The following is a 20,531-nucleotide window of genomic DNA, read 5'->3' as shown; positions in this document are numbered from 1 at the left end:
ATCCATCCCGGGCTTCGCCGGAATGTCAAAGCCAACCTCATAGTCCTCGAAATAACTCAGATCTTTCATCGCGTCTCTCCGTTTGCCTTCACAAAACCCCAGAAACAAAGATGGGGTGAATTTCGGACCCGCTGCATCACCGCAGGTCCGGTTGCCGGATGTTCCTAGCGGGCCATCCACGGCAGTTTGTCGAGGTCCACATTGCCGCCGGTGACGATGACGCCGACCCGTTTGCCGGCAAAGGCGTCCTTGTTCTTGAGGATCACCGCCAAAGGCACCGCGCAGGAGGGTTCCATCACGATCCGCAGGTATTTCCACGTGATCTTCATCGCGTCGATGATTTCTTCCTCGGACGCCGTCATGATGTCGGACACGTGGTTTGACACGAAATGCCAGGTGCGGTCCTTGAGTGGTACCTTGAGGCCATCGGCGATGGTTTCTGGCGCGTCGTCCGCAATGATATGCCCCGCCTTGAAGCTGCGATAGGCGTCGTCGGCCTGTTCGGGTTCGGCCGCAATGATCTTGATCTCGGGGGCCAGCGTGGACAGGGTCAGACAGGTGCCCGAAATCATGCCGCCGCCGCCGATTGGCGCGACCATCATGTCGAGCGCCTCGCCGCCGATCTCTTCCATCTGTTCAACGAATTCCTTGGAGCAGGTGCCCTGACCGGCGATCACGCGCGGGTCATTGTAAGGGTGCACGAAATCCCCGCCGGTTTCTTCCTGCACCTTGGCAAAGGTCGCCTCGCGCGAGGTGGTGGAGGGTTCGCATTCGGTGATCTTGCCACCGTATCGCCGCACCGTGTCTTTCTTGGCCTGCGGGGCGGTGTGCGGCATGACCACGTTGCAGGGAATGCCCCGGCGCATCGCGGCATAGCTCAGGCAGGACGCGTGGTTGCCGGAAGAATGCGTCGCCACACCTTTGGCGGCTTGTTCTTCGCTCAGACCAAACACCGCATTGGTGGCCCCACGCACCTTGAAGGCACCCGGTTCCTGAAAGTTCTCGCATTTGAAGAACAGCTCGGCACCTGCCAGTTCATTCAGATACGCAGATTGCAGAACCGGCGTACGGTTGATGTGGGGCTTGATGCGTTCATGCGCGTCCAGCATGTCCTGATATGTGGGAAGATCCATCTGTTCTGTCCTCTTCAACGTTTGACGGGCCGCAACGCCCGTGACGATTAAAAACTCCGGGTCGCCGCCGCACGGCCTGTGCGTTTGGTTGGCACGCAGCGGGCCGGACGCGTGGCGTCGGATATGTCTGTTGGACCCTGCAGGCGAAACGGGGCGGCGTGTTCCGGTCGTTCCCGTTGGGTTCGGTTGCACTTTACTGTGCTTTGACACCTGTCAACAGATTTTCGCATCTGCCCCCTAATTGGCAGGCGAGGGTGAAAAAATTACACGATATCAGAAGCTTGAATTTTTCATATCGTGAATGCGGTTTTCATAAACCCAAGGTGCGTTCACATTATTTGCGGCAGATCGGCCCGTTCCATGCGGCGGTCCTGCACCTGAGTTGCACTTGACAGGCGACTCAGGTGCGGGTGGGTGCGCTTGGGCAAAGATCTATTCTGCGGCTGCCTTGAACGACGCCGAGGGCCGTGTTGCGCTCGCGCCCACGCGCAGGGCCATGTGGCGGTTGACGTCCTTGTAGAGCAAATAGCGGAAGCGCCCCGGGCCCCCTGCGTAGCAGGCTTGCGGGCAGAACGCGCGCAGCCACATGTAGTCGCCTGCCTCGACCTCGACCCAGTCGTTGTTCAGGTTGTAGACCGCCTTGCCTTCGAGGACATACAGCCCGTGTTCCATCACATGTGTTTCAAGGAACGGGATCACGCCGCCGGGTTCAAACGTCACGATGGTGACATGCATGTCGTGCCGCAGATCGGTGGGATCGACGAACCGGGTGGTCGCCCATTTGCCGTCGGTGTCGGGCATTTCGGTTGGTGTGATGTCCTGCTCGTTGGTGACAATCGGATCCGGCGCAGGCAGGCCGGGGACAGCTTCGTAGGCTTTGCGGATCCAGTGAAAGCGCAGCATGGTTTCGCTTGTGTTGTGCAAGGACCAATCAGACCCCGGCGGGATATAGGCGTACCCGCCCTCGGACATGTTGTGAACGGTTCCCGCGATGGTCAGCGTCGCGTTCCCCTCGACGACAAAAAGAACGCCCTCGGCCTCGGGGTCCATTTCAGGCGTGTCAGAGCCACCGCCGGGCGACACTTCCATGATGTATTGCGAAAAGGTTTCGGCAAAGCCGGTCAGGGGGCGGGCGATGACCCACAGGCGGGTCTTCTCCCAGAAGGGCAGAAAACTGGTCACGATATCCCGCATCGTGCCCTTCGGGATGACTGCATAGGCGTCGGTGAAAATCGCACGGTCCGTCAGGAGTTGCGTTTGTCCGGGATGGCCGCCGTGGGGTGCAAAGTACTTCTGTGACATGTCCGCTCCGCCAGATGTGAGTTACCGGCAATATGGTGCTGAGATGTGTGTCCAGCCACCCAAGAAAGACCTACAGCACTCTTCGGAAATTATTGAAAATGATCCGAATTTTAGAGTTTGGCTGAAAGCAAAGCGATGCCGAGAAAGGGACATCAGAGTTTGCCTTAACGGTTTGCGCCTTGCCCCGACATTCGGCTTTCCGGCTAGCCGATAAAGAAAACGCCCAAGCGCACATGGCGTGGCTTGGGCGTTTGCAGATCAGTCGCGCAGCGCTGGGAAGGGTCCGCTGGCGCGGTGATGGAGTCAGGTGGTTGCCGGCGCCGGGGCTGCGGTGCGGCCTGCGGTCGGGAAGGTCCGCTCGGCGCGGTAGGTGTCAAAGCTCGACAGGCGCTGCGCGTTGCATTCGGTCTGCCAGCGCGATCCCTGAACCACGGCGGTGACCACCGGGTAGGATTTGCGATATGCGGCGGTGTTTTCGTTCTCTTCCATCGCGATGGCCACCATTCCGGCGACGCTGCCGCCCTGACGTTCGACCAACCGAATCGCGCCGTCCATCGTGCCACCGGTTTCGACCCACTGATCCACCAGCAGAACGCGGGTGCCTTTGCCAAAGGCCGGGCTGCGCATTTCCATGTCCTGGGTGCGGCCGGAATAGTTGCCATAGCTGACTTTGTCGGTATCAACGCAGAGCTTGCCGGCCTTGCGGATCGGCAGGAAGCCCCGGCCAAGCCGCGCACCCAGCGCCGCGCCGAGCACGAAGCCCATGGCATCGAGACCAGCCACAACGTCGATCTTATCTGCGTCAAGTTCCGCCAGCAGGTCGTCCAACAGGTCGTCGAACGCGGTCGAGTTGATGTAGATCGAGGTCGGGTCGAGCCATGCAAACTGCGGGCCCTTTGTGTTGGGCGACATCAGGGACAGATACCAGCGATCGTCGCGAGGGCCTTTGAGGTCAGTCATTGTGAATCTCCATAGTTGCGTGTGACATCCAGAAGGGCATCCAGTCGTTTGGGGTCGATATTGTAGAAATCGCCCTCGTAGTTGATGCCCGTCGCCACCAGAAAGCAGTTGATCAACCCACAGTAATTTGCCGCGTTTTCGGGGGTGATCCCGGACGCAAGGGCCAGTGGGTGACCGCCGACAGCGGCGCGGAAGGTTTCGATTTTGCTCAGGTCTGCCTCGTGCCCGGTCGCAATGCCCGAGGTGGTGACAACGTCCAGATAGGGCATCGAGGCCTGGGCGGCTGTGGTGTATTGATCTTCTTCCACCGGGCGTTGTTTCTTGAACGCGACACCGCCGAGATAAACTCCGTTCCAGCCGCTGTCCTTGCGGATTTGTTCGATTTCGTCTGCCTCGGTCTGGACGGCTTCGCGCTCATCAATCCGCGCGTCATCGGCCCAATAGGCGTCGATCCGCACACCGTCTTTGGCAAGTTGCCCCAGGATCGGAAACGCGATGTTGCCCGGCTGATCGAGAAAGTTGATGCCGATCCAGAGATCGGGCCGTGCTGCGCGCACCTCTTTTAGGATGGGCAGGAACTGTTCCTTGGGGAAATCGTGGTTGATCAGGAACGCCCCGGGGCACCCGGCGGCATCCGCGATGTCCAGATTGCGCAACGCCTGTGCCGTGTCCACAACGTGGATCACTGGCGTGACCGCGGGTTCAGGTTTCTTCAATCGTTCTAAGAATTCGGTGCGGGTCACGCCTGGCCTCCGTGCTTTGACACAGACCGTAGACACAAGATTCAAATTTCGAAAATTGATAGTTGATATGCATTCATAAATTTTGATGATGAAAGAATGCCCAAGAATATTCCAACCGATTTGCTTCGCAGTTTTGTCACCGTTGTTGACCTTGGCGGGTTCACCCGCGCCGCGCAGGCGCTTGGACGCACGCAACCGGCGGTCAGTCTTCAGATCAAGCGGCTTGAAGAATTGCTGCAAACCAAACTGATCCGCACGTCTGGCCGTCAGTTCAGGTTGACCGATGATGGCGTGGCGCTGGGGCCTTATGCGCGTCAGCTGTTGCGCCTGAATGACGATATCATCGCGCATTTCGCGGATTCGGCGCTCGAAGGGTGGATTCGCGTCGGCGTGCCCACCGACTTTGCCCATAGCATTCTGCTCGAAGCGATTTCCGACTTTGCAGCGCGTCACGCGGATGTGCGCATCGAGATCGAAAGCATGGTGTCGACTGATCTGCGCGCGGCTCTGGCCAATGATCAGCTTGATATCAGCGTCGCGGTTTTGCCCGACCGCGAGGTTCCGTATCTGGTGGAATCGACCGATGTTGAACCGCTTTGGGTGATCAAAGATGATTTCACCGTGAACCCGCGCGATCCCCTGCCCATTATCCGTCACCCGGACCCCTGCGAGTACGCCACGCGGATGCGCAATGCCTTGCGCATGGCCGGGCGCGGGTGGCGCACGATGCTTGTGTCCCGTGATGTCGAAGGGCTGCAGGCGGCGGTGTTGGCAGGGCTGGGGGCCACGGCGTTGACGCCAGCGACCATGCTTCCGGGAATGCGGATCGCACGCGAAGAGGAAGGATATCCGCGCATGGCGCCCATGAGTATTGGCCTGTTTTACAAACATGCTGTGCTGGGGGATGCGGGCCATGCCTTGGCGCAAACCTTGCTTGATCATATCCAAAAAAACGACAAACCGGACCTTTCATAAATAATCTTAATGCCTGCATACCAACTGGAAATTTCCCATGCGCGCAAAGTTGCGGCTACGGTGATTAAAAAAAGAAGGGTGATCCCTGTCCCGCAGGGTGTACCGATGTGGCAATGACAAGGAGGTCCCATGTCCCATTCCAAGATTACACTGACCCGTCGCGGGTTGCTGGCAAGCGCCGCAGGCGCGGCTCTGAGCGCACCGATGGTCAACCGGGCGTGGGCGGCTGATCCGGTCACGATTAACATGCTGGCATGGTACGGTCACGCTGAACCGGACGTTGTTGAAGAGTTCGAAGCCGAAAACAATGTCAAGTTCGTGCCGAAGTATTACGCGGGTGGCGACAACATGCTGGCGCTGATCGCGCAATCGCCTCCGGGCACCTATGACATCATCCTGTCGGATGCCGAATTCGTGCAGCAGCTGAACGCCGCCGGATATATCGAGGAAATGGACGCGTCGCTGTTCCCGTTCGATGACTTCTATTCCGCCTACCAGAAGTTTCCGGGGCATTGGACGGATGACCAGCTGTGGTCCGTCATGGTGCGCTTTGGCCTGCTTGGGGTGTCGTACAATACGGATGCACTGACCGCCGAAGAAGCCATGAGCTACAACGCGTTCTGGAACCCGAAAGTGACCGGCAAGGTTGGCCATTTCGACTGGCACCTGCCGAATATGGGCCAGATGTCCCTGCTCATGGGCAACCGCAACCCGTCGCCGTTTGATATTTCCGAAGATGCCTGGGAGGCCGTGCAGGAAAAGACCCTGAGCCTGAAACCCCAGGTGGGCGGATACTTTGACTACGGCGGCACGTTCTCGTCGCTCAAAAACGGCGAAATGCTGGCGATGTGTGGCATCGGCGACTGGATCACCGGCGTTCTTCAGAAAGACGGTGCCCCGGTGGCGAGCGTGATCCCGCAGGAAGGCGGCATCCAGTTCACCGAAAGCTATTCGATCGGCAAAGGATCGACCAAGCAGGAACTGGTCAACAAGTTCATCCAGTACATGCTGAGCCCGCGCGGCCAATTGCGGTCGATCCAGATGGCGGCCTATCCGGCGCTGTCGCCGACGAAATCCGGTTGGAAAGCCATTCAGGAAGCCAACCCGGCCGAAGCCGAGCGTTCGGGCCTGATCGAAGGTCATGCGCAAAGCCCGATCCGGCTTTTGGAAGAACAGCGGGTCTTCTTCCGCGATATTCCGCAGCAGCAGTCGCTGGAAGACTGGAACGACTTCTGGTCAGAATACAAAACCGCTTAATGCGTCATCCAAAAACACGCGCACCGCATCCGTGGTGCGCGTGACTGTTTAAGAGGCGCGGAATGGCCAAGAAAACGTCCCTATATGAATACGCCTGGCGGCTGCCATTGATCCTTTGGCAAGGTCTGTTCTTTGTCGGACCGCTGTTGCTGATGGTGGCGATGTCGTTCTGGCTGGTCCGGAACTACCGGATGGAGCCGGACTTCGTCTTCAACAATTGGGACCGGATGCTTAGCCGGGATTATTTCTGGAACGCCTATTTCGTCACCTTCTGGCGCGCGACACTGGCCGCCATTCTGGCCAGCGTGCTTGCCTTTCCTGCCTCTTTCGCACTGGCCTTCCGGGCCTCTGATACGGTCAGACGCTGGGCGGTGTTCTTTTTGATCGTGCCGTTTTTCACCTCGTATCTGGTGCGCATCTACGCCTGGCAGGTTCTGTTGGCCGAAAGCGGGCCGCTGAATGCGATCATCGGGTTTCTTGGCCTTGGACCCTTCACGATGCTGAACTCCGGCTTTGGCGCGATGGTGGGGTACATGACGCTGGTGCTGCCTTTGGTGGTGATCTTGCAGACCTTCAGCCTTGCGGCGATCGACAAATCGCTGATCGAAGCGGCGCGCAATCTGGGTGCAAATCCGCGCGAAACATTGCTGCGTGTGATTGTTCCGGCGGCTAAGGTCGGACTGATCATCGGGTTTGTCTTTGCCTTCATCCTGTCGTTCGGCGACTTTGTCAGCCCTTTCTATCTTGGCGGATCGAACCCGCCGACATTGTCGATCCTGATCGTGGACACCACCAAGTCCGGTCAGCAATGGCCGCGTGCGGCTGTGGTTGCGGTCATGATGATTGCCACATTGTTTGTTGTGGCGTTCGCCGCGGTTGCCGCCGCGTATCGGAAAAGGTCTTAAGACATGCGGATCGGTTCTGCGATTTCCTGGGTCTATGTGGCGGCGCTGTTCGCGTTCGTCTTTGCCCCCATCGTCACCAGCATGGTGTTCTCGTTCAACTCGGACCGGTTTCCAACCGTTCCACTGGGCGAGTTCACGACACATTGGTATGAAACCGCGTTCTCGCGGCCCGAGGTTTGGACCGCGTTTCGCAATTCGCTGATCGTGGCGGCATCAGCGGCTGTCTTTTCCACAGCCTTGGGCTTTGCCACCGCCTATACCGATTTCCGCTACGGGTTCCGGTTCAAGAACGCCTATCTGGCCTTGGCGCTGCTGCCGCCAACCATCCCGCTGGTTATTCTTGGGCTTGCCATGCTCGCGTGGCTCGCGCGACTGGGGCTGTCGGGCACGTTGCCGGGCATCATCATCGCGCACACCGTCATGGGCGCACCTTTTGCGATGGCGATCTGCCGCCTGCGCCTGCAGCAGATGGACAGCGCGCTCGAGGCTGCGGCCTGGAACCTGGGTGCATCGCCCTGGCGGGCCATGCGCACCGTGGTCATCCCGTTCTGCGCGCCTGCGATCATCTCGGCCTACTGCCTGACGGCGGCGGTCAGCTTTGATGAATTCATCGTTGCCTGGTTCGTGTCGGGCCTTAACAAAACGGTGCCGGTGATGATCCTGGAAATCCTGCAAGGCAACGTGGACCCGCAAATCAACGCGATCGGGACCGTTGTTTTCCTGACATCCATGACGCTGGTGATCCTGGCGCAGCTGCTCATTCTCAGAAAGACTTCATCATGACGAATATGACGCCTCTTGTGACCTTTAAGGACGTCAAAAAAAGCTTCGGCGCGTTCAAGGCTGTGAAAGAGCTGAACCTGGAGATCGGGCGCGGCGAATTCGTGGCCATCATGGGGCCGTCCGGATGCGGCAAGACCACAACGCTGCGGATGCTGGCGGGGCTTGAAGCACCGTCATCGGGCACCATCACGATTGATGGTCAGGAAATGAACGATGTACCCGTGCACGATCGGGACACGCCGCTGGTCTGGCAATCGCTTGCGCTGTTCCCATTCCTGAACGTGACCGAGAATGTCGAATTTGGCCTGAAAATGCGCGGTGTTGCCCCGGATGAACGGCGCACGCGTGCGTTGCAATGGCTGGACCGGATGGGGCTCAAAGGGTTCGAAAACCGACGCATTGACGAATTGTCCGGGGGCCAGAGACAGCGTGTCGCGCTGGCCCGGTCGCTTGTCACCGAACCGCAGATGCTGTTGCTGGATGAACCGCTTTCGGCGCTGGATGCGCATCTGGTGATCCGGATGCAGGGGGTGCTGACAAAGCTGCAAAAAGAGCTTGGGATCACCTTTGTCTACGTGACCCATTCCCAATCCGAAGCCTTTGCGATGGCGGACCGGGTTGTGATCATGGGGCAGGGTGAGATTGCGCAGATCGGCAAACCGCAAGAGATTTTCCGGGCACCGCAGAACCGGTTTGTGGCCGAATTCGTGGGGCGCAACAACATCCTGGAAGGTGTCGTGCACGGCGACATCATCACGATTGACGGATCTGATTTCGCGCTGCCCGGCGCGCCCGATGGCCCGGTCGAGATTGTTGTTGCTGCCGACAGGATGCAAATTCACGCCACCGCCCCGACGGATGCCGCAATTGCTGCCGAATTTGTTTCCGAGGAATTCGCGGGAACCGGCATCATCTGCTATTTCGAAGGCGAGGGGGGCGAAGAATTGAAGGCACAGGTGACAGAAAGCCAGCTCGCCACGCTTCAGCCGGAGCCCGGGAAAATGTTCTGGTTGAGCTGGGCACCGGACGCCGCACATGTGATCGCGGGCTGAGATGGCGTTTGATCTGCTGGTCAAGAACGGCACGTTACCCGATGGGCAAAAGGCCGATATCGCGATCTCTGACGGCAGGATTGATGCGGTAGACGTTGGCATCACGGCCGACGCGGCAGAGGTGATTGACGCCACGGGCAGGCTTGTAACAGCCCCGTTTGTAGACGCGCATTTCCATATGGATGCCACGCAGAGCTACGGAACCCCGCGTGTCAATCGCTCTGGGACGTTGCTTGAAGGCATCGCCCTTTGGGGTGACTTGAAGCAGGTGCAAACCCGCGACGACATCATCGCCCGAGCGCTGGACTATTGTCGGCAGGCGGTCGGCAAAGGCATCCTGGCCATTCGCAGTCATGTGGATGTCACCGACGCGAATTTCCGGACGGTTGATGCGTTGCTCGAAGTGCGGGATCTGGTTCGGGACGTGCTGGATCTGCAATTGGTCGCCTTCCCGCAAGACGGGTGGTATCGCGCCGAAGGGGCGGAAGCCAGCGTCGTCCGGGCGCTGGATGCGGGTGTCGACGTCGTTGGTGGCATTCCGCATTTTGAACGCACGATGGCTGATGGAACCGCGGCTGTGCGGGCTGCCTGTGAACTGGCGGCAGAGCGCGGACTGATGGTGGATCTGCATTGTGACGAAAGCGACGATCCGCTGAGCCGGCATATTGAGACCTTGGCGGCAGAGACGATCCGTTGTGGGTTGCAGGGCCGAACCACCGGATCGCACCTGACGTCGATGCATTCGATGGACAATTACTACGTTGCAAAGCTTTTGCCGCTGATTGCCGAGGCGCAGGTGTCAGCCATTCCCAACCCCCTGATCAATATCACACTGCAGGGGCGGATGGACAGTTACCCCAAGCGGCGCGGTATGACGCGGGTTCCCGAATTGCTTGCAGCGGGTGTGACCGTGGCCTTTGGTCAGGATTGCGTGCGCGATCCATGGTATCCGCTTGGGTCCGGAGACATGTTGGATGTCGCACATATGGGGCTGCACGTGGCGCATATGACCGCGCCGGATGACATGCGCGTGGCGTTCGGAATGGTGACGGAAAAGCCCGCGCAGATCATGGGGATCGACTTTGGGTTGGAACCCGGAAAGCGGGGCAGTCTGGTGGTGCTGGACGCCTCCGACCCCATTGACGCTTTGCGCCTGCGACCAGCCCGATTGACGGTGGTTTCAAACGGCCGCGTCGTGTCACGGACCGAACCTGCCAAAACAGACCTGTCAGTGGCATTCTGATCAGTTTGACGGCTGTGGTGCCCATCGCTTCACGCGCTGCCGGACCAACCTACTCCATGGGAATGTCGGCGTTTCGCCCGGCAAGTTCGATGCTCACGATATAGGCCTGTTCGGGTGACATCCCGGCCATGATGCGGGCGGCGCTGTCTGACGGCATACGTGCGAGAAAACCTGCTGCAAAGCCCGGATCCATTTGTTCGAACAACGCGGCGGCCTGTTTGGGCTTCATATCCGAATAGACGCTGGTGAGCTGTGCGACATCTTTCTCCGCCGCTTCGGACGCCAAAGTGATCGTGCGCCGCAGATTTTCTTCAGCCTGTTCAAGTTTTTCGAGTTCAGCCTCTATGGCGCGTTCTGCCTGTTCGATTTCCTTTTCACGCAGGGCCATTTGCTCCTCTCGTTCGCTGACCTGCGTTTCACGGTCCTTGAGCGCCTCAAGCACGACTTCCATATCCTGCGGACGCGCCAGATCTGTATTCGGTGAAAGCTCTGCCAGATTGTGCTTTGATGTCTCAAGCCCTTCACTGGCGATGACCGCGCTTGCATCCGTGGCAATGCGAAGACCGGCGGACAGCAGAAGCAGTGTGCCGATCATCGCAAGCGTGTTCTTTTTCTGTCTCTTCGCTGGTTTTTTTTGTGTCGTGGTCATCGCAATTCTCCTGAATGGCGCGAGAAGACAGGCTCAGACGGAGGCGGTGGCGCAGGAGGAGGGGGCTCCGAAGGAACGTCGTGCAAGGCTGCAACCATGATCTCGAGCTTCTTGGACGCCTGTTCTGCGCGTTCCGTGACGGCCTCCAGAGTGTCGCTGGAATGATTGGCCGTCTTGCGTGCATCTTCCAAGGCCGACTGAAGTTCGGTCACTTGCGACGACAAAACCGCAACCGCCGCGCCGACCCCATTTTCCAGGTCAGTGAACCGGGTCAAACGCCGGGAAAGTACGAAACAGTACAGTCCCGCGCCCAAGGCACCGGCGACCAGTAAGATATCTGCAATTAGATCCATCTAACGTCCTCAATTCAGGATAAATTCTGTCACCAGAAGGTTGTTGACCTTGCCCAGCCCGACGATGGCCACAATGCGTCGGAACATCTGAACGCGGATGCGAAACAGCGCCCCCTGACCTTCGACATCTTCTGCCGACAAGGCGCGCAGATATCCGTTCAGAAAGTCCTGAATGCGCGGCATCAGGAATTCGATATCCTCTCGATACTCCGGCCGCACCTCGATCTGGCCTGAGAAACGAAGATGCGTGTTCGCCGCGCCCGGAGGCAGGGTCACGATCAATGTCGGGATTTCGACAAAGGCCACATCCGGCAACTCTGCCGGTTTTTCCTGCGTTGCCTGTGCGCTTTGCGGTCCTTTCGCCAAAGGAATCAGGCCCGTTGAAACCGCGAAATAGCCGGCACCAATCCCAACAAGACACAACACTACTGAGAGGATCGGCACAAGTTTTGAAGACTTGCCGTCCTTTTCAGCAGCTGGATCGTCAACCGGAATTTCACTATCGGCCATGCGGTGTCTCATCATTAGAGTGCACAGACCGTTTAGCCGACAGCCACTAACCGATTGTTAACACGCACGCGCCATAACGGCTTCAACGAAACAGAATGTTTTGGGTTTGGAGGGTACTGGTGCAGCAACTTCTGCCGATCTGGCGCAGCATGTCGATGGCTCGGAAAGCCATTGTTATTGGCGCGACGCTCGCGATCTTCGTGGCAATTCTGGGGATGTCGCGGCTGGCGACACAACCCAGGTTGACGTTGCTATATTCAGGGTTGGATCCTGCGGCAGCTGGTGAAGTGGTCCAGAACCTGCAGCAAAGCGGTGTTGCTTATGACGTGCGCGGCGCGTCCGTGTTTGTCGATGCGGCGCAACGGGATCAGCTGCGATTGACGCTCGCCAGCGAAGGGCTGCCCGCAAGCGGAAGCCAAGGCTACGAACTGCTCGATTCCCTGACCGGATTCGGCACGACATCGCAGATGTTCGACGCAACCTATCTGCGGGCAAAAGAAGGTGAACTGGCGCGCACGATCGTGTCTTCGCCTGACATCGCTACGGCGCGGGTTCACATTGCCACCGGCAGCGACAACCCGTTTCGGCGGGACCTGATGTCCAGCGCATCTGTCTATGTCACGGGGCGGTCCGGCGTTGTGAACGCGGCACAGGCACAGGCGTTCCGTCATCTGGTTGCGTCCGCCGTGGCTGGGCTGTCTCCAGACAGCGTTTCAATCGTTGACGCTCAAGCGGGTTTGTTGCCGGGTGATAACGCGATGCCCGGTGTCGGAAATGAATTCGAACGGACAGAGCAGCTGCGCGAGAAAGTTCTGCGCTTGATCGAGGCGCGCGTCGGACGTGGAAACGCGGTTGTAGAGGTCAGCCTTGACGCCATAACCGACACGGAATCCATCACCGAGAAACGGTTTGATCCCAGCAGTCGGATCGTGATCAGCTCGGACACCGAGGAACGCACCGATCAATCCGAAAACGCCGGATCCGGTGCGGTCTCTGTTGCGTCGAACCTGCCGGATGGGGACGCGAATACGTCAGAAACAGAAACCTCGCAAAGCTCTGAAACGCGCGAGAGGCTGAATTACGAGGTCTCGCAAACCACGCGGGAACTGATCAAGGCACCGGGTGCCATCAAGCGGCTGACAGTTGCCGTGCTCCTGAACGGAGAGATCGTCACCGATGCGCAAGGCAACGACAGTTTTGTGCCGATGCCGGATACCGAAATCGATGCGCTGCGGGATCTGGTTGCGTCAGCCGTGGGGTATGACGAGGCCCGGGGGGATGTGATCACGCTGCGGTCCATGCCGCTTGAGGTCGCCCCACTGCTTGGGACACCACCAGCGGCAGCACCTTGGTATGCGGCAAGTCTTGATGCGATGACACTGGTTCAAATGGCGGTGCTGGCAATCGTCACCTTGGTGCTTGGTCTTTTTGTTCTCAGGCCATTGCTGTTGTCGAACAAGGCACCAGCCGCCGCATCGGTACCCGCCTTGACGGCTTCGGACGTGGACACGCCTGCGGCGACGCCCGTGCTGACAGGAACGATCGAGCCTGACGGCCCCGATGTTTCTCTGCCAGTGCTGGCGGAACTACAATCGGCCGACCCCGGTCAGGTGCCGTCGACGGAAGATGCGGTCAATCGGCTTAAAAACCTGATCGAAGAACGCCGGTCGGAAACGGTCGAGGTGTTGCGCAGCTGGCTGGATGATCCAAAGACAGGAGGGGCACGATGACGGGCATGGCGATGTTTCTAGAGGATTTCGGCACGCCGCCGGGGGCTGTTTCTCAGGCAAATTTTTCCGATGAATTGCTGGAAACCGAGCGGCTGGAGGCCTTTGACAAGGGGTATCGTGCCGGTTGGGACGATGCGATCAAGGCCAAGCTTGAGGATAGTGCGAACCTGACCGACGGGTTTGCCCAGGCACTTCAGGATCTGTCGTTCACCTATCACGAAGCGCATGTGCAGATCCTGTCCAACCTCACGCCGCTGTTCAACGAGATCCTTGAAAAGATGCTGCCATCGCTCGCACGAGAGACATTGGGGGCGCATATCTCGGACCAGTTGTCGCAATTGGCGCGTGACACCGGGGCAGTGGGCATCGAGATCGCGGTTGCACCGGGGGCTGGAGAGCAGGTGTCACAACTGGTTGCCGAAGCGGCCAGCGGCCTGCCGATCACGGTAAACGAAGTCGAGACCGTGGCGGAAGGACAGGCTGAGCTGCGGCTTGGCGCAAAGGAGGTCTCTGTCGACCTGAAGGGTGTGGCAGAGCAGATCGGAGAGGCGGTTCATGCCGTCCTGTTTGACCAATCGAAGGACCGAGCTCATGCCTAACCCTGATCCGGCGGCGACATCGCAGGCCAAAGATGCGGCTTTCACAACCGTACCGATTGAAATCACCGTCTCGGTTGGGCGCGCGCGACCCTTGGTACGGGATTTGCTGTTGCTGGAGGAAGGCTCTGTCCTGCTTCTGGACAAGCGTGTCGAAGATCCGGTTGACCTTTATGTCGGGGATCGCCTGATCGGGTCCGGTGTTCTGGAAATCACGGAAACCGGCGAAAAACACGGGCAGTTGAGCGTGCGGTTGGTCGAGGTCAATGACTTCGGCGCGACGAGTACATGAGCGATGACGCGATGTTTTGTGCTTTGCCTGTGCGTGTTGATCGCGGGCACAACCACGGCACAGGCGCAAAGCCTGTCGCTGGATTTTGGCGACGGTGGCTCGATTGCCGCGACAACGGTCCAACTGATTGCATTGCTGACGGTGTTGAGCATTGCGCCGGGGATCGTTGTCACGGTGACGTGTTTTCCGTTCATGGTCACCGTCATGTCGATCCTGCGGCAGGCCATCGGATTGCAGCAATCACCGCCGAATATGTTGATGGTCAGCGTTGCGCTGTTTCTGACGTTCTTTGTGATGGAACCAGTGTTGCTGGCCTCGTGGGAGCAAGGGATCCAACCGCTTCTTGATGAGGAGATCAGTACCGAAGAAGGGTTTCGACGTGGGTTCGAACCCTTTCGCGTGTTCATGGCGGCGCAGGTTGATCTCGATACGTTCGCGACCATCGCCCGAATTCGAAGTGATCTTGAATTGTCGGAACCCAGCGCGGACACGCCGCTGTCGATTCTGATCTCGACTTTCTTATTGTCGGAACTGGCGCGGGCGTTTCAGGTCGGCTTTCTGTTGTTTCTGCCGTTCCTGATCATTGATCTTGTTGTCGCGGCCGTTCTGATGTCGATGGGGATGATGATGGTGCCGCCCGCCATCGTGTCGCTGCCATTCAAGCTGGCGTTTTTTGTGGTGGCGAATGGCTGGTCACTAGTCGCGGAAAGCCTGGTGCGATCCTATCAGTAGCTTCAGCGACAATAGGATCCGCTGCGATAGCGCGCGGTGTCGAAGTGGAAATGATCGCGGTGCCAGCGGTTCGATTCCGGCCCAAGTACGGTTCCGAAGATGCCACAGGCGCGGCGGTGCATGTCACGCAGGATCGCGCCGGTTGTGCGTTGGCCCCAGCCTTGCAACAACGTGATCTTGCGACCGTCCTTCAGGGTGAACCCGGAAATATCGATTGCGCGCCCCTTGCCATGTTCGCTGATCCGGGCCCCCGGCTGATTGTTCCGGGTGCGGCAGGCGTAGTGCGCCGCGACCTTGATCTGACGCACGCCGCCACCAAAACTGCCGACCGCCGGTTTCATCCCTTGATTGACCCAGCGCTTCAGAGCCTTGGCCGTTGAGCAATCCATCACCGCCTTCTGGCTCAGCGCGATGCCCGAGACCGAGCGCACGCGCACCGCGTTCTGAACGCCGCATCCCGAGATCCGCCCGGGCACTATTCCGACGGTTTCGCCCTGGATATCCGGATCGCTGCACACGGCCCCGCGCGCGCGTTCGCGGCGTTGTGCCATCGCCTTGCGCACCACCTCGTCCGGCCGCACAAACGGGCGGAGTGATAGATCCGTGGCCTGTGGGGACAAGCCTGCAAAGGCACGGGCGCGCGCGAAGGTGATACCCACGGGATCAGCACGATAGTTGGGATTGTTCTCGCGCTGGAACTGTTGTTCCAACTGGCTGACTAGAACGGGTTCGAGCACGGTCGGTCGGGCCACAGGACGGACCGACGACAGATCGGGACCTGCAACCGGAGTGGCTTCGGCCCGTGCCACCGGGCGCACAGACGTGTCCGGGCCAGCAGAGGCCAACGCGGCCAAACTCAGGAATGCACAAACCAAAACACTCGTTACCCGCATGATACTTACCCTGATCTGCCAAAGTTCGGCGCTGCCGTGTCCTGCCCGGCTTCGATGATCCCGCGTCGGATGGCGCGGGTGCGCGTGAAATAGTCGTGCAAGAAATCACCATCCCCCTGCCGTATGGCACGCTGAAGCGCAAACAGTTCTTCGGTGAACCGCCCCAGAATTTCGAGCGTTGCGTCCTTGTTCGTCAGGAAGACATCGCGCCACATGGTCGGATCAGAGGCCGCGATCCTTGTGAAATCCCGGAACCCGGCGGCGGAATACTTGATCACCTCGCTGTCGGTCACGCGCCGCAGATCATCCGCCACGCCAACCATCGTGTAGGCAATCAGGTGCGGACAATGCGAGGTGACGGCGAGCACCAGATCGTGGTGATCGGGCTCCATCGTTTCCACGTTCGACCCCAGCCCGCGCCAGAAGCGCTGCAAGGTGTCGACCGCGTCAGGATCGCTGCCTTCGGTGGGCACGATCAGGCACCAGCGGTTGTCGAACAGGGTGGCAAACCCGGACTCCGGTCCGGAATGCTCTGTCCCGGCAAGGGGATGCCCCGGCACGAAATGCACGCCCTTCGGGATATGCGGGCCGACATCTTCGATCACCTGACGCTTGACCGAGCCGACATCGGTGACGGTGGCGCCCGGTTTGAGATGATCCGCAATCTGGGCCGCGACCTGCGCCATCACGCCAACCGGAACAGCCAGCACAATGAGGTCGGCGTCTTTCACAGCGTCCTCGACCGTGTCGCAGACCGTGTCACACAGACCGATGCGGCGCGCGGTGTCGCGGGTTTTGGCACTGCGGGCGAAGCCGGTGACGTGGTCGGCAAGCCCGCCGCGTTTCATCGACCAGAACATCGACGACGCAATCAGGCCAAGACCGATCAGCGCCACGCGGTTGTAGATCTGCGTCATCGCTCACCTGCCTTGAACTGACCAATCGCGTGCGCCACGCGGCGGCAGCTGGCCTCGTCTCCGACGGTGATCCGAAGCGCGTGGGGCAGATTGTAGGATCCCACCTGGCGCACGATCAGGCCCTGTTTCTGCAGATAGGTGTTGCAGGCTTCTGCTTCGGTCTCATCGGCGAAGCGGGCCAGCACAAAATTGGCCATCGACGTGTCGGATGGCACACCATGACCGGCCAGCGCTTCTGCAAGCCAGGCCCGCAGCCGGGTGTTTTCAAGCCGGCATTTTTCGACATAAGCAGTGTCGCGGACCGAGGCTTCGGCGGCAGCCAACGCGGCCCCAGACAGGTTGAACGGCCCCCGAATGCGGTTCAGCACGTCAATCACCGGCTTGGGGGCATAGCCCCAACCGATGCGCAAACCGCCAAGGCCGTAGATTTTGGAGAACGTGCGCGTCATCACGACGTTGTCGCGCGCATGGACCAGCCCGGCCCCACCGTCATAGCCTTCGATGAATTCGGCATAGGCCCCGTCCAGAACCAGCAAGGCCTGCGGCGGGAGGTTTTCGGCCAGCCGTTCCACCTCTGCCAGACCGATCATCGTGCCGGTGGGGTTGTTCGGATTGGCGATAAAGACAAGCTTCGTCTTGTCCGTGCAGGCCGCAAGGATCGCATCGACATCGGTGACGCGTTCGTGCTCGGGCACTTCGACCGGGGTTGCACCGGCGGCGAGCGTGCAGATCTTGTACAGGGCAAACCCGTGTTCGGTGTGAATGACCTCGTCACCCGGCCCGGCATAGGCCTGACACAGGAAGGTGATGATCTCGTCCGAGCCCACACCGCAGATGATCTGATCCGCGTTCAGCCCGTGTACATCAGCAATCGCGCTGCGCAGGCTCGCGTGGTCGGTCGATGGATATCGGTGCAGCTCCAGCACCGCGCGCCGCACGGCGTCTTGTGCCAGAGGGCTGGGTCCAAACGGGTTTTCGTTCGAACTGAGTTTGACCACATTGGACACGCCGTCGATATGAGATTTGCCGCCAACATAGAGCGCAATATCCATGATTCCGGGTTGGGGTGTGATCTGTGTCATCTGAGCCTCCGAACTGCCTCTGGGTTTAGCGGGGCAGGCGCATAAGGGAAAGCGACAAAGACGCTCAGTCTCAGTCGGATATCGGGCTGGGCGCGGCAGTTAAGCAAGGATGTCCAGCAATCGTGCGTCGTACAGGTCCGGATCACCGCGATATGTGTCGCCGCGTGGCAGATCCATGACATGAACGTCATCCGCCGTTGACAGGTCCGGGTCCAGATCGTCGGCATTGCAGAAAAAGGTGAACTGCGTCTGCAAGCCAAAGAGTTCAGCCGCGAGAGACTTGATCGTCGCATACCGGTTGCGGGTCAGGACAAACGTGTCCCAGTCCATGAACCCGCTGACCGTTTCCGGCAGATTGGGCTGAATGTTGGACCAGACCAGATGCGTACACCCGTCAAACGCGGGGCGGAGAAAGGGCGCTGTCTGATGCTTCAGCTTGCTGAGCAACAGGTCCATCTGGCCCGGTTCGTGAAACTGCGCGGCGATGTCTTTTTCGTGGTAGAAACAGAACCCCGGCAAGTCGGAATTGAAGATCAGGCGGTTCCATTCCACGGTGAACAGATCCCGATCCTGAATGACGCGGGCAAGATCCCGCGCCACGGCAAGCCGCAGTACAGTTTCCGTGGCGACCAACGATGTGATGTTCCAGTCAAACACCGATTTCGTGAAGCACGGTTTGGTGTCAGGATGGCGCGCCTGGAAAAACTCGAACTGGAATCGGTTGATGCAACTGGAGCCGATTGTCAGGATGCGGGTCTTGTCCTGCGCCATGATCACGGCGAGGCCTAGTCGCTATAGGTTGGATGAAACCGGTCCGCGGGCGACAGCGTGAAGATATCGCAGCCATTTGCAGTGATCCCAATCGAATGCTCGAACTGCGCGGACAGCGATTTGTCGCGGGTGACGGCCGTCCAATCATCGGCAAGAACCTTGGTTTCCGGGCGGCCCAGGTTGACCATCGGTTCGATGGTAAAGAACATCCCTTCCTCAAGTCGCGGACCAGTTCCGGCACGGCCATAGTGCAGAACATTGGGCGGCGCGTGGAACACCCGGCCCAGCCCGTGACCACAGAAATCCCGCACCACGGACATGCGGTTCGCTTCGACAAAGCTTTGGATCGCGTGTCCGATATCACCGAACGTGTTGCCGGGTTTCGCGGCTTCGATGCCTTTGAACAGCGCGTCATGGGTGACCTGGATCAGGCGCTCTGCCTTACGGCTGAGCTTGCCCGCCACGTACATCCGGCTTGTGTCTCCGAACCAGCCATCGACAATGACGGTGACATCAATGTTCAGGATGTCGCCATCCTTCAACTTCTTGTCGCCGGGAATCCCGTGGCAGACCACGTGGTTGACGCTGATGCAGCTGGCGTGCTGGTAGCCTTTGTACCCGATCGTGGCCGAGGTCGCGCCAGCCTCTTCCACGCGGTTGCGGATGAAATCATCCAGTGCGCCGGTGGTTTGGCCGACGAAGACAAGATCTGCGACCTCGTCAAGAATGCGCGCAGCCAGTTCTCCGGCTTTGTGCATTCCGGCAAAATCAGTGGATTCGTATAGACGAATTCCTTCTCGGGTCAGGCGACCACCAGCGTCTTTGTTCACGAGAGAAACTCCCATTCGCGTTTCCGGACATGTACCTTCGAAAAAGTCACTTTGCCAGACTTGCGATGCTAAGCTTTGTCAGGCGCGATCATTTGTACCGGTTTGCCAAGCGTCACTTCTTCCGGAGTGATTTGGCACCCCATTGCGATGGTTTCAACACCCGCCTGTGTGGCCGTGTGCCAGGCGCGCGCATAGGTCGGGTCGATATCCGCGGCCAGCGACATGTCCGAACAATCCGTACGCTGGACGAGGTACAACATCACCGCGCGATGGCCGAGGCGGACCATCTCGGTAAGCTCTGCCAGGTGTTTTGTGCCACGTGCGGTCACGCTGTCGGGAAATTCAGCCAGACCGGCCTGCCGCGACAGCGTCACGGATTTGACCTCAACATAGGTGTCAGGCCGCCCCGCCGCACTCAGCAAGAAATCAATCCGGCTTTTCTCGCCGTAGGGCACTTCGGCGCGCAACGTGTCAAAGTCATCCAGACCCGGCACCTGTTTGTGCTCCAGTGCGGTCCGCAGCATCCGGTTCGGAACGCTGGTGTCGACCCCGGTGAAATGGCCCGTATCGTGTTCCACCAGCCGCCATCCGAACTTGAGTTTTTTCTTTGGGTCGTCATTCGGCTCAAGCCACACACGCATGCCCGGTTCGGCCAGTCCCATCATAGAGCCGGGATTGGCACAGTGAGCGGTGATTTCGCGGCCATCGGACAAGGCCACATCCGCAAGAAAGCGTTTGTAGCGTTTGATCAACCTGCCCGGAACAAGAGGGGTTTGAAAGCGCATGGCCCCCGCCTATACCTGTGAAAACAAGGGATCAAGGA

At 59.2% G+C, this 20,531-nt stretch carries 24 protein-coding genes; 10 read left to right on the top strand and 14 right to left on the bottom strand.

Annotated features, from left to right (window positions below; genetic code table 11):
• The 5 genes from MWU54_RS17485 to MWU54_RS17465 all read right to left on the bottom strand — a co-directional run.
• Window positions 1-180: hypothetical protein (locus tag MWU54_RS17485; RefSeq protein WP_247086333.1), on the bottom strand; the 180-nt coding region annotated here is incomplete at its 3' end.
• A complete protein-coding gene (gene bhcB / locus MWU54_RS17480) occupies window positions 165-1,133 on the bottom strand; it encodes a beta-hydroxyaspartate dehydratase BhcB (RefSeq protein WP_247086331.1) in 969 nt (322 codons plus the stop codon). The genes MWU54_RS17485 and bhcB, both read right to left, overlap by 16 nt.
• A gap of 432 nt (window positions 1,134-1,565) precedes the next feature.
• Window positions 1,566-2,435, bottom strand: coding sequence for a bifunctional allantoicase/(S)-ureidoglycine aminohydrolase (locus tag MWU54_RS17475; protein ID WP_247086329.1), 870 nt, complete (start codon window positions 2,433-2,435; stop codon window positions 1,566-1,568).
• Between the two features lie 303 nt (window positions 2,436-2,738).
• Window positions 2,739-3,395 (bottom strand): phosphoribosyltransferase family protein, encoded by a 657-nt coding sequence (locus tag MWU54_RS17470; protein WP_247086327.1) that lies wholly within the window; start codon window positions 3,393-3,395, stop codon window positions 2,739-2,741.
• Complete coding sequence (locus tag MWU54_RS17465; RefSeq protein ID WP_247086325.1) at window positions 3,392-4,138, bottom strand: BtpA/SgcQ family protein; 747 nt, start codon at window positions 4,136-4,138, stop codon at window positions 3,392-3,394. Before MWU54_RS17465 ends, MWU54_RS17470 begins: the two co-directional genes overlap by 4 nt.
• Before the next feature lie 96 nt (window positions 4,139-4,234).
• On the opposite strand from MWU54_RS17465, the gene MWU54_RS17460 reads away from it, so the two are divergent.
• From MWU54_RS17460 to MWU54_RS17435, 6 genes are all read left to right on the top strand, one after another.
• On the top strand, window positions 4,235-5,113 hold the full coding sequence (locus MWU54_RS17460) for a LysR family transcriptional regulator (protein ID WP_247086323.1): 879 nt from the start codon (window positions 4,235-4,237) through the stop codon (window positions 5,111-5,113).
• A 129-nt stretch (window positions 5,114-5,242) separates the two neighbouring features.
• Window positions 5,243-6,370 (top strand): spermidine/putrescine ABC transporter substrate-binding protein, encoded by a 1,128-nt coding sequence (locus MWU54_RS17455; protein ID WP_247086321.1) that lies wholly within the window; start codon window positions 5,243-5,245, stop codon window positions 6,368-6,370.
• Between the two features lie 62 nt (window positions 6,371-6,432).
• Window positions 6,433-7,275 carry an ABC transporter permease gene (locus tag MWU54_RS17450; protein ID WP_247086319.1) on the top strand — a complete coding sequence of 281 codons (843 nt, stop codon included), beginning with the start codon at window positions 6,433-6,435 and terminating at the stop codon, window positions 7,273-7,275.
• A gap of 3 nt (window positions 7,276-7,278) precedes the next feature.
• Window positions 7,279-8,058 carry an ABC transporter permease gene (locus MWU54_RS17445; RefSeq protein ID WP_247086317.1) on the top strand — a complete coding sequence of 260 codons (780 nt, stop codon included), beginning with the start codon at window positions 7,279-7,281 and terminating at the stop codon, window positions 8,056-8,058.
• Window positions 8,059-8,063: 5 nt separating this feature from the next.
• Window positions 8,064-9,110: an ABC transporter ATP-binding protein gene (locus MWU54_RS17440; RefSeq protein WP_247086337.1), complete on the top strand. Its 1,047-nt coding sequence runs from the start codon at window positions 8,064-8,066 to the stop codon at window positions 9,108-9,110.
• 1 nt (window position 9,111) lies between these two features.
• Window positions 9,112-10,353 carry a cytosine deaminase gene (locus tag MWU54_RS17435; protein ID WP_247086315.1) on the top strand — a complete coding sequence of 414 codons (1,242 nt, stop codon included), beginning with the start codon at window positions 9,112-9,114 and terminating at the stop codon, window positions 10,351-10,353.
• Window positions 10,354-10,402: 49 nt separating this feature from the next.
• On the opposite strand, the gene MWU54_RS17430 is transcribed toward MWU54_RS17435, so the two are convergent.
• The 3 genes from MWU54_RS17430 to MWU54_RS17420 are packed head-to-tail and all read right to left on the bottom strand — an operon-like array spanning window position 10,403 to window position 11,865.
• Window positions 10,403-10,948, bottom strand: a complete 546-nt coding sequence (locus MWU54_RS17430; RefSeq protein ID WP_247086314.1) for a hypothetical protein — start codon at window positions 10,946-10,948, stop codon at window positions 10,403-10,405.
• 50 nt (window positions 10,949-10,998) lie between these two features.
• Window positions 10,999-11,355 carry a hypothetical protein gene (locus tag MWU54_RS17425; protein WP_247086312.1) on the bottom strand — a complete coding sequence of 119 codons (357 nt, stop codon included), beginning with the start codon at window positions 11,353-11,355 and terminating at the stop codon, window positions 10,999-11,001.
• Between the two features lie 9 nt (window positions 11,356-11,364).
• Window positions 11,365-11,865, bottom strand: a complete 501-nt coding sequence (locus tag MWU54_RS17420; RefSeq protein ID WP_247086310.1) for a flagellar basal body-associated FliL family protein — start codon at window positions 11,863-11,865, stop codon at window positions 11,365-11,367.
• A 119-nt stretch (window positions 11,866-11,984) separates the two neighbouring features.
• Between MWU54_RS17420 and fliF the strand changes: the two genes are divergently transcribed.
• Genes fliF through fliP form a run of 4 tightly spaced genes read left to right on the top strand, consistent with a single transcriptional unit; the run spans window position 11,985 to window position 15,215 of the window.
• Window positions 11,985-13,595: a flagellar basal-body MS-ring/collar protein FliF gene (gene fliF, locus MWU54_RS17415; protein WP_247086308.1), complete on the top strand. Its 1,611-nt coding sequence runs from the start codon at window positions 11,985-11,987 to the stop codon at window positions 13,593-13,595.
• Window positions 13,592-14,194, top strand: coding sequence for an ABC transporter ATP-binding protein (locus tag MWU54_RS17410; protein ID WP_247086306.1), 603 nt, complete (start codon window positions 13,592-13,594; stop codon window positions 14,192-14,194). The genes fliF and MWU54_RS17410 overlap by 4 nt, the downstream gene beginning before the upstream one ends.
• Complete coding sequence (locus MWU54_RS17405; protein ID WP_247086304.1) at window positions 14,187-14,483, top strand: FliM/FliN family flagellar motor switch protein; 297 nt, start codon at window positions 14,187-14,189, stop codon at window positions 14,481-14,483. The genes MWU54_RS17410 and MWU54_RS17405 overlap by 8 nt, the downstream gene beginning before the upstream one ends.
• A gap of 3 nt (window positions 14,484-14,486) precedes the next feature.
• The gene (gene fliP / locus MWU54_RS17400; RefSeq protein ID WP_247086302.1) at window positions 14,487-15,215 is read left to right on the top strand and encodes a flagellar type III secretion system pore protein FliP; all 729 of its coding nucleotides are present in this window, start codon (window positions 14,487-14,489) and stop codon (window positions 15,213-15,215) included.
• Between the two features lie 2 nt (window positions 15,216-15,217).
• On the opposite strand, the gene MWU54_RS17395 is transcribed toward fliP, so the two are convergent.
• The 6 genes from MWU54_RS17395 to sfsA all read right to left on the bottom strand — a co-directional run bounded on the left by MWU54_RS17395 (window position 15,218) and on the right by sfsA (window position 20,493).
• Entirely contained in the window at window positions 15,218-16,108 is an 891-nt protein-coding gene (locus MWU54_RS17395) for an extensin family protein (RefSeq protein ID WP_247086301.1), read from the bottom strand.
• A gap of 5 nt (window positions 16,109-16,113) precedes the next feature.
• Window positions 16,114-17,025 (bottom strand): prephenate/arogenate dehydrogenase family protein, encoded by a 912-nt coding sequence (locus tag MWU54_RS17390; RefSeq protein ID WP_247086299.1) that lies wholly within the window; start codon window positions 17,023-17,025, stop codon window positions 16,114-16,116.
• Entirely contained in the window at window positions 17,022-18,107 is a 1,086-nt protein-coding gene (gene hisC / locus MWU54_RS17385) for a histidinol-phosphate transaminase (protein ID WP_247086297.1), read from the bottom strand. Before hisC ends, MWU54_RS17390 begins: the two co-directional genes overlap by 4 nt.
• A gap of 99 nt (window positions 18,108-18,206) precedes the next feature.
• The gene (locus MWU54_RS17380; RefSeq protein ID WP_247086295.1) at window positions 18,207-18,878 is read right to left on the bottom strand and encodes a hypothetical protein; all 672 of its coding nucleotides are present in this window, start codon (window positions 18,876-18,878) and stop codon (window positions 18,207-18,209) included.
• A gap of 14 nt (window positions 18,879-18,892) precedes the next feature.
• Entirely contained in the window at window positions 18,893-19,723 is an 831-nt protein-coding gene (gene map, locus MWU54_RS17375) for a type I methionyl aminopeptidase (protein ID WP_247086293.1), read from the bottom strand.
• A 53-nt stretch (window positions 19,724-19,776) separates the two neighbouring features.
• Window positions 19,777-20,493, bottom strand: a complete 717-nt coding sequence (gene sfsA / locus MWU54_RS17370) for a DNA/RNA nuclease SfsA (protein WP_247086290.1) — start codon at window positions 20,491-20,493, stop codon at window positions 19,777-19,779.
• Between the last annotated feature and the right edge of the window lie 38 nt (window positions 20,494-20,531).

The sequence above is a fragment of the Marivita sp. S6314 genome, from assembly GCF_023015985.1.
GTDB lineage: Bacteria > Pseudomonadota > Alphaproteobacteria > Rhodobacterales > Rhodobacteraceae > Marivita.
The sequence above is the reverse complement of the archived record's forward strand: the minus strand, read 5'-3'. Positions and strand labels throughout refer to the sequence as shown.

What these genes read in the sequence shown, in the direction of transcription:
- MWU54_RS17455 (WP_247086321.1), top strand. Translation starts at nt 5,243, where the DNA reads ATGTCCCATTCCAAGATTACACTGACCCGTCGCGGGTTGCTGGCAAGC.
- map (WP_247086293.1), bottom strand. Translation starts at nt 19,723, where the DNA reads ATGGGAGTTTCTCTCGTGAACAAAGACGCTGGTGGTCGCCTGACCCGA.
- MWU54_RS17450 (WP_247086319.1), top strand. Translation starts at nt 6,433, where the DNA reads ATGGCCAAGAAAACGTCCCTATATGAATACGCCTGGCGGCTGCCATTG.
- bhcB (WP_247086331.1), bottom strand. Translation starts at nt 1,133, where the DNA reads ATGGATCTTCCCACATATCAGGACATGCTGGACGCGCATGAACGCATC.
- fliP (WP_247086302.1), top strand. Translation starts at nt 14,487, where the DNA reads ATGACGCGATGTTTTGTGCTTTGCCTGTGCGTGTTGATCGCGGGCACA.
- MWU54_RS17435 (WP_247086315.1), top strand. Translation starts at nt 9,112, where the DNA reads ATGGCGTTTGATCTGCTGGTCAAGAACGGCACGTTACCCGATGGGCAA.
- MWU54_RS17405 (WP_247086304.1), top strand. Translation starts at nt 14,187, where the DNA reads ATGCCTAACCCTGATCCGGCGGCGACATCGCAGGCCAAAGATGCGGCT.
- MWU54_RS17445 (WP_247086317.1), top strand. Translation starts at nt 7,279, where the DNA reads ATGCGGATCGGTTCTGCGATTTCCTGGGTCTATGTGGCGGCGCTGTTC.
- MWU54_RS17395 (WP_247086301.1), bottom strand. Translation starts at nt 16,108, where the DNA reads ATGCGGGTAACGAGTGTTTTGGTTTGTGCATTCCTGAGTTTGGCCGCG.
- MWU54_RS17420 (WP_247086310.1), bottom strand. Translation starts at nt 11,865, where the DNA reads ATGGCCGATAGTGAAATTCCGGTTGACGATCCAGCTGCTGAAAAGGAC.
- MWU54_RS17430 (WP_247086314.1), bottom strand. Translation starts at nt 10,948, where the DNA reads ATGATCGGCACACTGCTTCTGCTGTCCGCCGGTCTTCGCATTGCCACG.
- MWU54_RS17380 (WP_247086295.1), bottom strand. Translation starts at nt 18,878, where the DNA reads ATGGCGCAGGACAAGACCCGCATCCTGACAATCGGCTCCAGTTGCATC.
- MWU54_RS17460 (WP_247086323.1), top strand. Translation starts at nt 4,235, where the DNA reads ATGCCCAAGAATATTCCAACCGATTTGCTTCGCAGTTTTGTCACCGTT.
- MWU54_RS17440 (WP_247086337.1), top strand. Translation starts at nt 8,064, where the DNA reads ATGACGCCTCTTGTGACCTTTAAGGACGTCAAAAAAAGCTTCGGCGCG.
- sfsA (WP_247086290.1), bottom strand. Translation starts at nt 20,493, where the DNA reads ATGCGCTTTCAAACCCCTCTTGTTCCGGGCAGGTTGATCAAACGCTAC.
- MWU54_RS17425 (WP_247086312.1), bottom strand. Translation starts at nt 11,355, where the DNA reads ATGGATCTAATTGCAGATATCTTACTGGTCGCCGGTGCCTTGGGCGCG.
- MWU54_RS17470 (WP_247086327.1), bottom strand. Translation starts at nt 3,395, where the DNA reads ATGACTGACCTCAAAGGCCCTCGCGACGATCGCTGGTATCTGTCCCTG.
- MWU54_RS17390 (WP_247086299.1), bottom strand. Translation starts at nt 17,025, where the DNA reads ATGACGCAGATCTACAACCGCGTGGCGCTGATCGGTCTTGGCCTGATT.
- MWU54_RS17410 (WP_247086306.1), top strand. Translation starts at nt 13,592, where the DNA reads ATGACGGGCATGGCGATGTTTCTAGAGGATTTCGGCACGCCGCCGGGG.
- hisC (WP_247086297.1), bottom strand. Translation starts at nt 18,107, where the DNA reads ATGACACAGATCACACCCCAACCCGGAATCATGGATATTGCGCTCTAT.
- MWU54_RS17475 (WP_247086329.1), bottom strand. Translation starts at nt 2,435, where the DNA reads ATGTCACAGAAGTACTTTGCACCCCACGGCGGCCATCCCGGACAAACG.